This window comes from Bacillus sp. MUM 116, assembly GCF_001866655.1.
In the GTDB taxonomy this organism is placed as follows: domain Bacteria; phylum Bacillota; class Bacilli; order Bacillales; family Cytobacillaceae; genus Neobacillus.
On the sequence record NZ_MLYR01000148.1, the window covers coordinates 1 to 10,474 of the forward strand.

Annotated in this window: 9 protein-coding genes; 5 read left to right on the plus strand and 4 right to left on the minus strand. The window is 35.6% G+C overall.

Annotation, left to right across the window (positions count from 1 at the left end; translation table 11 throughout):
- Window positions 1-226: 226 nt before the first annotated feature.
- A complete protein-coding gene (locus BIV60_RS26355; RefSeq protein WP_256218562.1) occupies window positions 227-1,846 on the plus strand; it encodes a spore germination protein in 1,620 nt (539 codons plus the stop codon).
- 73 nt (window positions 1,847-1,919) lie between these two features.
- On the opposite strand, the gene BIV60_RS26360 is transcribed toward BIV60_RS26355, so the two are convergent.
- Both BIV60_RS26360 and BIV60_RS26365 read right to left on the minus strand, forming a co-directional pair.
- Window positions 1,920-3,035: a GerAB/ArcD/ProY family transporter gene (locus BIV60_RS26360; RefSeq protein WP_071358626.1), complete on the minus strand. Its 1,116-nt coding sequence runs from the start codon at window positions 3,033-3,035 to the stop codon at window positions 1,920-1,922.
- 14 nt (window positions 3,036-3,049) lie between these two features.
- Window positions 3,050-3,283, minus strand: coding sequence for a hypothetical protein (locus tag BIV60_RS26365; RefSeq protein ID WP_071358627.1), 234 nt, complete (start codon window positions 3,281-3,283; stop codon window positions 3,050-3,052).
- A gap of 138 nt (window positions 3,284-3,421) precedes the next feature.
- Between BIV60_RS26365 and BIV60_RS26370 the strand changes: the two genes are divergently transcribed.
- The 3 genes from BIV60_RS26370 to BIV60_RS26380 are packed head-to-tail and all read left to right on the plus strand — an operon-like array spanning window position 3,422 to window position 7,019.
- The gene (locus BIV60_RS26370) at window positions 3,422-4,645 is read left to right on the plus strand and encodes a Ger(x)C family spore germination protein (RefSeq protein WP_071358628.1); all 1,224 of its coding nucleotides are present in this window, start codon (window positions 3,422-3,424) and stop codon (window positions 4,643-4,645) included.
- A gap of 43 nt (window positions 4,646-4,688) precedes the next feature.
- Window positions 4,689-5,891: a Ger(x)C family spore germination protein gene (locus tag BIV60_RS26375; protein ID WP_071358629.1), complete on the plus strand. Its 1,203-nt coding sequence runs from the start codon at window positions 4,689-4,691 to the stop codon at window positions 5,889-5,891.
- 42 nt (window positions 5,892-5,933) lie between these two features.
- Window positions 5,934-7,019 carry a GerAB/ArcD/ProY family transporter gene (locus BIV60_RS26380; protein ID WP_071358630.1) on the plus strand — a complete coding sequence of 362 codons (1,086 nt, stop codon included), beginning with the start codon at window positions 5,934-5,936 and terminating at the stop codon, window positions 7,017-7,019.
- 88 nt (window positions 7,020-7,107) lie between these two features.
- Here the strand turns inward: BIV60_RS26380 and BIV60_RS26385 are convergent, their stop codons facing one another.
- Window positions 7,108-8,178 (minus strand): branched-chain amino acid aminotransferase, encoded by a 1,071-nt coding sequence (locus BIV60_RS26385; RefSeq protein ID WP_071358631.1) that lies wholly within the window; start codon window positions 8,176-8,178, stop codon window positions 7,108-7,110.
- Window positions 8,179-8,664: 486 nt separating this feature from the next.
- Window positions 8,665-9,570, minus strand: a complete 906-nt coding sequence (gene cyoE, locus BIV60_RS26390; protein ID WP_071358632.1) for a heme o synthase — start codon at window positions 9,568-9,570, stop codon at window positions 8,665-8,667.
- A 212-nt stretch (window positions 9,571-9,782) separates the two neighbouring features.
- Here cyoE and BIV60_RS26395 point away from each other — a divergent pair, with 212 nt between their 5' ends.
- Window positions 9,783-10,313 carry a GNAT family N-acetyltransferase gene (locus BIV60_RS26395; protein WP_071358633.1) on the plus strand — a complete coding sequence of 177 codons (531 nt, stop codon included), beginning with the start codon at window positions 9,783-9,785 and terminating at the stop codon, window positions 10,311-10,313.
- Window positions 10,314-10,474 lie beyond the last annotated feature (161 nt).

The following is a 10,474-nucleotide window of genomic DNA, read 5'->3' on the forward strand; positions in this document are numbered from 1 at the left end:
ACATAAGAGAAAACAATTGCCTCGAATCAATTTTTGCGTTTTCCATTGGTAAAAATCCTTCCCTATTCGTGCAACAAAAGAACATTTATTATTTTCTTCTTTTTGTTGGTAAATTAAACCTCTTCTTCTTTTCATCTTTTACAAAATGAAATCAATTTTTATGGAATATACCTTTATTTAGTGGAAATAATAACCCCAAAAATAGTAGGAATAAGAGGGAAAAACCTTGAATTTGTTTAAATCAAAAAATAAAAAGTCATTTAAGGAAAAATGGGATAACTTACAAAAAAGACAAACTCAAAAAAATTTTCCACCTAAAAAATCTGAAGAAAATAATCAACCATTAGAGTTCTGTTTAAAAGATAATATCCAAAAAATCAACGAATTGTTCGGAAACAGTGACGATATTATTATCAGAGAAATCAGAATCGGAAAAGAAGGTAAGATTAAGGCTGGTATCATTTTTACTGACGGCTTAATTGATAGCGGGTCCGCACAAAATTTTATTATGGAATCGTTAATGATTGATTTACGAATGACAAATATCGAAACAGAACCTTATAATGGGACAAAACTATTATCTTACTTAAAAGAAATGGTCTTAACTGTCGGAGACATTCAAGATATAAATGATTATACAAACCTGCTGGATTCACTTTTATCTGGAAAAGTCATTCTTTTATTTGATGGATATACACAAGGCTTTGCAGTAGAAATGAAAGGATGGAAACAACGGTCGGTTGAGGAGCCTACGACGGAAACGACGATTAGAGGGCCCCGAGAAGGATTTACAGAAAATATACGGGTCAATACCGCTTTATTGAGAAGGAAAATTAATGACCATAACCTATGGATTGAATCAAGGAAAATTGGGAAAGTATCCAAAACAAATGTCTCTATTATGTATATAAAAGGAATTGCGGATGATAAGATTGTCGAGGAAGTGCGGAAAAGACTAGATCGAATCAAAATCGATAGCATATTAGAAACCGGTTATATTGAAGAATTAATTGAAGATGCGAAATGGTCGCCATTTCCTACCATGTATCATTCAGAACGGCCAGATGCTATCGCAGCTAATCTCTTAGAAGGTCGTATAGCCATTCTCGTGGACGGCACACCTTTTGTACTAATAGTCCCTGTCATGTTCGCACAGTTTTTACAATCACCGGAGGATTATTATAACCGGGCGGATATTACCACCCTTCTTCGGTTCTTACGTTATATCGGTTTTTTTATCGCCTTATTAGGACCTTCCTTTTATATTGCGATTACAACTTTTCATCAGGAAATGCTGCCAACACAATTACTGATTACCCTGGCTGCTCAGCGCGAAGGTGTTCCATTTCCTGCCTTTATTGAAGCACTTGCGATGGAGGTCAGTTTTGAAATATTACGTGAAGCTGGACTAAGAATGCCAAAAGCCATTGGCCAAGCAGTATCCATTGTTGGAACACTTGTTATTGGCTCGGCAGCTGTTGAAGCAGGGTTCGTTTCTGCCGCCATGGTAATCGTTGTGGCCATTACAGCCATTTCCAGCTTTATTGTCAGTAATTATGAATTATCCATTTCAATTAGAATGTTACGCTTCCCCTTCATGGCACTTGCAGCATCTTTTGGTTTATTTGGTATTATAGTTGGATTGATTGGTATGGTTCTTCATATGTGCAGTTTACGTTCATTTGGAGTGCCCTTTATGGCACCATTTGGCCCCTATATTCATGATGATCAACAAGATGCCCTTTTTCGATTTCCTCGATGGGCCATGTCTAAACGGCCACGTTTACTTAGTCAAACGAATATAACACGCGAAGATACTCCTGCACCAAAACCGGACTCAAAATAGGAGCACATAAATAATTGGATAGATAACAATAAAATATTAAAAGCTACCTTTTGTCTCCATGAAGGTAGCTTTATCACTTTTTATAATTGGTTATTATTTTTCTTAATTTATTGATCACTAATAAGAGGATAGGAAGAACAAGTCCGTATGTTAAGGCGTAAAAAGGCCAAATTTCATGATCATATTTCGCTGAATGAGCAACATTAGGATGTGAAAACAAGGAAGTCGTAACCAAGATCATCCCTAGAGGTAATGTATATGATCGATAATCTTTACTTTTTAGTGTTTGTACAAAACCTATGACAACTGCGTAAAAATAAATCGACATCTTAAAATAAATCGTGATTAACCACATAATTGCCAATATCGCTTCAATTCGTTGCAAAAAGTTCCCTACTCTTATACTTTTAGCCAAGATATAGCTTGGATACATTCTTCTGGCACTCAAATCAGGACCTAAAACTAAAATAGTTAATAAAATCAGAACGATTAAACATACCCCGGCTATCAATATTGCAATAAAAAAATTTTTTTCAGCCTTCTTTATTTTATTTATCGATTTCGGAAAAATCATTAATAATACAATCAAAGGTAAGGTAAAAGTGCTTGAAAAAAGTAATACAGCCCGTATCATCGGTTTTACTCCTGAATGAAACATAGGTTGAATGTTTTCAACCTTCCATAAATCAGGAGTTACTAATATTGAGAGCACTAGTAATAAGAGTAAGAGGATAAATACAGGAAATAAAAGTTCTGCAGAACGGGCCAGCGTTTCAAGACCAAGTCGGATTCCCATGATTAAGATACATGCGCATAAAATATGGATGGCTTCATGTGGCGTATCCGGAATAATTTCCGTTGTCAAGAAAATTCCAGCATAATACAATAAATCTGAAGCGTTATAAAAAGAAAAGAAAACAAATGTAAGTGAGACAGCTTTACCTAACCATTTTCCAAGGAGTGTTTCAATAATTTCAACCAATGTCATCGTTGGAAACATTCTCGCAACCGCTAAATATAGAGCTACAAACACAAAACTGAAAGCAGTGCCAATTAAAGCAGCAATCCAAGCATCTTGTTTTACTTCATTAGCAAGACTACCTGGAATCACTAAGATGGTCGTCCCTACAGAAAATAAAATGACAAGTATGGCGAATTGACGTGCACTGATTTTTATATTTTCCACCATATTCTTCACTACACCTATTCCAGTAATCCGTATATAAAATCACTTAAAGGCTTAAAAACAATTGTAATTCCGTTAAGCGGGTTCGGAATTTTCAAGCCTAAACTTTGAGCGATGCCTAACCCAACTGCGATTAGCATTAAAAACGAAAATACCCATAATTCCTTCGTTAACTTTTTTTTCCTCAAGTTAGGAATTTCAAAAACAACCATCATAATGGCTGCCACTATTGTCCCTGCCACACCAAGCATTTGAGTTACTCCTCCACATAGCTTTTATTCTATTTTGTCGAATTTCCCCCAAGAATACTCATTGCTGCTTTTACTTGCTTAAAAAGCCATATTTTGGGGAGGATATAACTAGCTTTATAAGCTTAAAGGAGTATCGACATGAATCAAAAATTCCCATTCATCATTCTTTCAATCTGCTCACTGATTCTTCTGACTTCATGTTGGAACCGAAAAGAACTAAACGAAATGGCCATTGTAGTCGGAATGGGAATCGATAAAATAGATGGAAAGTTTATGGTGACAGCACAAGTCGTGAATCCTGGGGAAATTGCTGCATCAAAAGGAAGCAGCGGAAATTCACCCATGGTCGTATATCAAGAAAAAGGGGACACATTGTTGGAGGCCATAAGAAGAATAACAACCGTTTCACCAAGAAAACTTTATTTTTCCCATCTTCGGCTGCTTGTGTTTGGAGAAGATTTAGCAAAAAAAGGAATAGGAAAAACCTTAGACTTTTTATCAAGGGATCATGAGATACGTACTGACTTTTATATTACGGTAGCCAAGAATACTTTTGCTGGAAATGTAATGAAAATTTTAACGGCTATGGAAAAAATACCTGCCCAACAACTATACGAAACCCTTCTGACATCAGAGAAAGAATGGGCGCCTACCCTTCCGATCACATTGGATGAATTGATTTACGATATTTTAAGTGAAGGGACAAATGCAAAATTAACTGGCCTTTTGATAAAAGGAGATATTGCAACCGGGGAAAAGCTGGAGAATTTACAGCAAACAAAACCTGAAACCATTATGAAATATGATGCAATTGGAGTATTTCGAAAGGATAAATTAATTGGATGGTTAAATGAAAACGAGAGCAAAGGTCTTGTCTATGCCTTAGGAAATGTGAAAAGTACAGTTATTACCGTCCCTTGCCCTATAAAAGGGAAAGCGGATATTGAATTGATTCATACAAACACAGAATTAAAAACAGAAATTATAGGCAATAAACCAAAAGGGACAATAAAGATTGAAACAGTAGCAACTCTTGGAAATGTACAATGTAAGACACTCGATTTAACGAAACCTAAGACAATTAGACAAATTGAAATAAAAATGGAGAGAAAAATTCAAAAAAATATTCACAAGGGGTTATATGCTGCAAAAAAAAAATATAAGATAGATTTTTTTGGATTTGGTGAAGCACTACATCGTTCCAACCCGAATTATTGGCATATGAAAAAGAATGATTGGATACATGTCTTTGAAAACATGCCAGTAGAGACAGAAGTAACCGTAAAAATACATGACATAGGAATGATTAAAAACTCTCCACTAAATAAAATGAAGGACCAGCCAGCTATTGTAGACCAATAAAAATTTCCTTACAAAAGCCTTTATTACAGATTGGAGGATTTAGATGAAACGAAAAACCCTTATAATTATGATTTTCAGCTCTTTTATCCTCCTAACTGGTTGTTGGAATCGAAGGGAATTAAATGAACTATCCATTTTATTAGGGTTGGGGATTGATAAAGAAAATGAGCAATATATTTTAACAGCTCAAGTGGTCAATCCTAGTGAAATTGCATCTAAACAAGGGGGCAGCGGCAAATCGCCGGTTGTAGTTTATCAAAGTAGGGGAGAAACACTATTTGAAGCAATCAGAAGAATTACAACAGTTGCCCCAAGAAAGCTTTATTTTGCCCATTTACGAATTCTGGTTTTTGGAGAGGAATTAGCAAGAGAAGGAATTGGCGAAATGCTTGACTTTCTATTAAGGAACTCAGAAGTGCGAAATGATTTTTATATTACTGTTTCCAAAAAGGTTAAAGCGGAAGATGTGTTAAGAATATTAACCCCATTAGAAAAAATTCCAGCTAATAGTTTATTTGCTTCTCTCGAGACATCAGCGAACGCTTGGTCACCAACAGAAGGGGTTACATTAGATAAGCTAACATCTACCATCGTAAGCGAAGGAATTAACCCTCTATTAACCGGAATTGAAATAAAAGGTAACGTAAAAACAGGGCAAATGAATAAAAATTTAGAACAAGCTAACCCCAAAACGATCTTGCAATATAAAGGAATGGCAGTATTTAAACAAGATAAACTAATTGGATGGATGAGTGAAAGAGAAGGCAGAGCAGTGCATTACGCCTTAGGAAAAGTGAAAAACAGCGTAGGATATGTTAAATGCCCACAAGGTGGAAAAGTAGTAATTGAAGTGTTTGGCTCAAAATCGAAACTTAATACAGAGATGACTAAGGGCGAGCCAAAGGGGTCTATTAAAGTTAACGTAAAAGGAAATATCGCAGAGGTGGAGTGTCCAGGCTTAGATTTAACCAATCCTAAATCCATTTCTTTTCTGGAAAAAGAAGCAGAAAAATCCCTTACTGAAATCATTAAAAAAGCTATAAAGCATGCTCAAAAAGATTATCGAGCTGATATTTTTGGATTCGGTGAAGCACTCTCTCGTTCGGCACCGAATGATTGGGAAAAATATAAAAAAGATTGGAATCAAAAATTTTCACAGATGCCTTTTAAGGTCAAGGTTAATATGCATATTCGGCAAACTGGTACAATTAATAATTCTCCGCTTAATAATATGGAAAATGACTAGGTCTTATAGGGAGTAATCCCATGGGAAAAGCGAGGAACAGGCATGCTTGGGAAGGAAAAGATTTCACCTCATCAATTTACAATAATGGTTGCATCGTTTATAGTAGGCGGCAGTATTTTGTATGTCCCGTCCGGGCTTATCCATAACGCAAAACAAGATGCCTGGTTGGCTGGTATTCTTGTGGTGGTGTTCGGACTATCACTAGTGTTATTGTTCAATACACTTGGCAGCAGTTTCCCAACGATGAATTTTGCTGAATATAGCGAAAAAATTTTGGGAAAATGGCTTGGGAAAACGGTTTCCCTTCTCTATTTTATTTATTTTTTTCTTAGTACCGCCAATTTTGTTCGACAAATCGGTGATTTCGTTGCAATCCAAATCCTGCCCGATACCCCCATTTTAGCAATTCATATTCTTTTTATCCTGATTGTGATGATGGGCATCCGTTTTGGGCTAGAAACCTTTTCAAGGGCTTTTGAAATTTTTTTCCCATTTATTTTGTTGGTGTTTTTTATTTTTATCATTTCAGTTTTTCCGGAATTTGAGTTTAAACAACTGCAACCCATATTAGGAAATGGAATGAAACCGGTAATAAGGACGGCTATACAAGCACTTGGTACCCCTTATTTGCAATTAGTGTTATTTTTAATGATTTTTCCTGCAGTAAATCAAACCATCAAAGCGAAAAAATCCTTTTTGCTTGGGACATTAATGGGCGGAAGTGCATTAATGCTTGTTACATTAGTAAGTATTCTATGCTTCGGAAGTTATTTTTCTGAAAATCAGCAATTCGTAACCTATGTTCTTGCCATGAATATAAATATTGGCGGCTTTTGGCAGCGAATTGAAGCGATTATGGCTTTCATATGGTTCACGACCATTTATATTAAAATTACTCTTTATTTTTATGGATCCATTTTATGTATGGGGCAAATTTTAAAACTGAAAGAATATAAATGTTTAACCTTTCCTTTAGGATTTGTTACGCTTGTTCTTTCTCTTTTTATTAATAAGAATATCGTTGAGTCCGATCAACAAGCAGAGTGGTGGACGGCTTTTTCCCTCCCATTTGGTCTTTTTATTCCACTATTATTACTCATAGTGGGAAAAATTAGAAATAAAGGCTAAACTTTGGTTATTACGAGTATTTAAAAGGCATCTGCATTTATTTTGCAGATGCCTTTTTCCTTCTATTTTTTATGTCTATGTCGTCTGACTATACTCTCACTGTCCAGCCAAAAGGGTCCGGCTCCGTCCCATTTTGAATTCCTGTTAAAGAATCATATAATTTTTGAGATAACGAGCCGATTTCACCGTTACTGATGACCATTTTTTCATTTTTCCATAATAATTCCCCGATAGGAGAAATGACAGCAGCAGTTCCTGTTCCAAACGCTTCCTCTAAAGTACCTTCATGACAGACTTGCTGGATTTCTTGGATAGAAATTTTCCTTTCAACTACAGGAACATTCCAATATTTTAAAAGCTCAATAATCGATTTTCTTGTAATTCCTTCTAGAATACTTCCATTTAGTTCAGGCGTAACAACTTCACCATTGATTTTAAAGAAGATATTCATGCTGCCCACTTCTTCAATATACTGCTGCTCTCTTCCGTCAAGCCATAACACCTGTGAGTAGCCCTTCTTGTAGGCAAGTTCTCCTGCCTTTAAGCTGCTTGCATAGTTTCCGGCCGTTTTCGCATTCCCAGTACCGCCTTTTACCGCACGGACATATTCGCTTTCAACCGCAATCTTTACCGGATTAATCCCTTCTTTATAGTAAGCACCTACCGGCGATAAAATTATAATAAATCGGTAATTTTTAGATGGCGAAACACCAAGATGAGGTTCTGTCGCAATCATGAATGGACGAATATAAAGAGATGTGCCTTCCAGTCCTGGAATCCACTCACGGTCAATCGAAATTAATTGTTTTAACGCGCTTAATGCCAATTCCTCATCAATCGGCGGCATGCATAAACGATCATTGGAGCGGTTTAATCTTTTCATATTTTCTTCAGGTCTAAATAACAAAATCTGCTCATCTTTTGTTCGATAGGCTTTTAGTCCTTCAAAAACGGTTTGACCATAATGAAAAATCATCGCCGCAGGGTCAAGGGTAATCGGTTGATATGGAATTATCCGCGGATCATGCCAGCCCTTGCCCTCTGTGTAATCCCAAACAAACATATGGTCCGTAAAGACAGTTCCAAACTCCAGATGGTCAAAGGATGGTTTTTCTTTTCTTGTTGCACTTAATGTGATGTCAATTTTTAACTCTTTCATGCTTTTTGTCTCCTATCCAGGTTCCTATCCAACCATTAATCTTTTATCATGAATTATATTTACATAATAATGATAATCTTATGACTATTTTACAACATTTCATTCATTCCGTGTTAAAAAATAATTCGAACAAAATTTAACAGTTTCTGGAAAAAGAAAAAGTTTTGCTGCTTATTTTTTCATTCATATTTCGTACGATCAATAATCGCAGTGTAGTTAAATAAATGACTAAGCAAATTGCAGTTGTCAAAAATCCCTATCCTAGTGTCAATTGATCAATAATAAGGTAATTGTTGCATAATTGTACCGAGGTTTCAATGTATAACCATCCCCTCCCAAAATATTTAATGGTAAAAAAGATAATAACGGCATTTTTCCCAACCGAAGTTAGTTTTCTCCAACTATCACGGAGAGAATGACAAATTCGTGAACAATTAAAAATGCGTAAAAAAAAGCCTTATCAATAAAATTGATAAGACCAAACTTCTATTTAAATATTGGTAATGTAACAATAATCATTAAAAGGAAAATAATGGTTATATAATTGACTGAATAAAGGAATACCACTTTTGCCCATTTAAAATTATTTTTTGTAAAAAATCCGGCGATACTTACACCGATCCACCCCAAATTTAACAATGTCGCAATGACAACAAAGGGTGTGCCAAGGGACCCTAAATAAAATGGTAATGGCAATAAACAGGCGCTATAAACAAAGATTTGTCTCTTCGTTATATCAAATCCATGTACCACCGGAAGCATCGCCACACGCGCCGCTTTATATTCATGATATTTCTTTATCGCAATTGCAAATGTATGAGGCATTTGAAAAATAAACAAAATCAAAAACAAAATAATCGGTACAATATGATTACTAGATGCAAGCGTTGTCCAGCCAATTACCGGAGAAACGGCTCCGGAAATCGCACCAATCACCGTATTAAGCGTATATTTTCTTTTTGCCCACATAGTATACAAAATGACATAGGTAAACCATCCGATGAATGCCCAAATCACTGCTTCGATGGTGGTAAAAAGTAATAAAATGTGACCAAGGATGGATAATGTGAATCCCAAAGTCAATACCGTTTTAAGTGAAATATGCCCTGTAACCGTTGGACGATTTTTCGTTCTGTCCATGACAGAATCAATATCTACATCGTACCAGTTATTGATGATGAGGGCACCTGCCATCACCAAGCTGCTGCCAATCATGGTTAGTAAGAATAAGCCCCAATGATTTGCCAGTGACTCATTGTTAAAATAGAGAGCTAGCCAAAAACCGGTAAAAACAGGAAGAACATTTGCTATTAATACCGGACCTTTTACAAGTAACCTTAAATCCGAAAATAAGCTAGAAGTATTACGTTCTTTCGCTAAAATAGTATTCATTTAAAACCGTCCTCTAAAAGTGTTTGAAAATCATTATCATTTGTGCATAAAGCTTAAAAAATTTCTCACCCATACATAGTAACATATTTTACTTTCAAGCTCCCTATATTCTGTTTCTAACATTGTTATCATTTTCCTATTAGGTAAATGACGAAAATGACTATAGAAATGATAAAATGTTACCAATAGATTATTGGGAAAAGGAAGATTTTATGAGTATCCTTTATGAAAATATTTCAGAAGATAAAATTAGTTGTATGAAAGATTTATGCAATGAGTTAATGGTTTTTCAAAAATCTAAATCCTATATTCATACTGAGCTGTTTGACGGGATGAATTTTGAAACAAGGATGCTCCCATCGGTGAAAAGTGCAAAAGCAAACCATTTTGTGATTGCAAAGGATGGAGATGAAATTGTTGGATATGTGTACAGCAATATTTCCGCAAAAGAAACCTATTCGAATGATTTTGCTACCTTTTTTGACCTGGATTCGGTAAAAAATGATGATGTGGGCTGCCTGTCACAGTTTTATTTAAAAGAAGGCTATCGAAATATGGGCATTGGTTCCGTTTTGTTTAAAAAATCAATGGATTGGTTACATTCCTTTCCGTCGATAACTGATTTGTTTATCTTTGTATCAAACGGGAACGAAAATGCATTAAAATTCTATCAGAGTAAAGGCTTCAAATTCAGTCACCAGATCCTAGACGGGTTTATTATTGTGTTAAGGAATAGGGCATGAAGACCATATCTCTTTAGGTTCAGGGCAGATTTAGTTTTCATAAGAGGCATGAAGACCATATCTCTTTTAGTTCATGGCGGATTTGGTTTTCATAGGAGGCATGAAGACCATATCTCTTTAGGTTCAGGGCAGATTTAGTTTTCATAGGAGGCATGAAGACC